Origin of the sequence: Vibrio sp. CyArs1 (assembly GCF_022432925.1) — a bacterium.
Lineage (GTDB): Bacteria > Pseudomonadota > Gammaproteobacteria > Enterobacterales > Vibrionaceae > Vibrio > Vibrio mediterranei.
Window position 1 is genome coordinate 1 of sequence record NZ_JAKRBO010000027.1, and the last position, 1,075, is coordinate 1,075.

General features: G+C 54.1%; 1 rRNA gene. It reads left to right on the top strand.

From position 1 onward, the window contains the following. Positions 1–1,069: ribosomal RNA gene (locus MMA19_RS26420) — 16S ribosomal RNA — on the top strand; the annotation flags it as partial. Positions 1,070–1,075 lie beyond the last annotated feature (6 nt).

The window sequence follows — 1,075 nt, forward strand, 5'->3', positions numbered from 1 at the left end:
TCGTTTGACGTTAGCTGCAGAAGAAGCACCGGCTAACTCCGTGCCAGCAGCCGCGGTAATACGGAGGGTGCGAGCGTTAATCGGAATTACTGGGCGTAAAGCGCATGCAGGTGGTTCGTTAAGTCAGATGTGAAAGCCCGGGGCTCAACCTCGGAACTGCATTTGAAACTGGCGGACTAGAGTACTGTAGAGGGGGGTAGAATTTCAGGTGTAGCGGTGAAATGCGTAGAGATCTGAAGGAATACCGGTGGCGAAGGCGGCCCCCTGGACAGATACTGACACTCAGATGCGAAAGCGTGGGGAGCAAACAGGATTAGATACCCTGGTAGTCCACGCCGTAAACGATGTCTACTTGGAGGTTGTGGCCTTGAGCCGTGGCTTTCGGAGCTAACGCGTTAAGTAGACCGCCTGGGGAGTACGGTCGCAAGATTAAAACTCAAATGAATTGACGGGGGCCCGCACAAGCGGTGGAGCATGTGGTTTAATTCGATGCAACGCGAAGAACCTTACCTACTCTTGACATCCAGAGAAGCCAGCGGAGACGCAGGTGTGCCTTCGGGAGCTCTGAGACAGGTGCTGCATGGCTGTCGTCAGCTCGTGTTGTGAAATGTTGGGTTAAGTCCCGCAACGAGCGCAACCCTTATCCTTGTTTGCCAGCGAGTAATGTCGGGAACTCCAGGGAGACTGCCGGTGATAAACCGGAGGAAGGTGGGGACGACGTCAAGTCATCATGGCCCTTACGAGTAGGGCTACACACGTGCTACAATGGCGCATACAGAGGGCAGCCAACTTGCGAAAGTGAGCGAATCCCAAAAAGTGCGTCGTAGTCCGGATTGGAGTCTGCAACTCGACTCCATGAAGTCGGAATCGCTAGTAATCGTAGATCAGAATGCTACGGTGAATACGTTCCCGGGCCTTGTACACACCGCCCGTCACACCATGGGAGTGGGCTGCAAAAGAAGTGGGTAGTTTAACCTTCGGGAGGACGCTCACCACTTTGTGGTTCATGACTGGGGTGAAGTCGTAACAAGGTAGCCCTAGGGGAACCTGGGGCTGGATCACCTCCTTATACGAA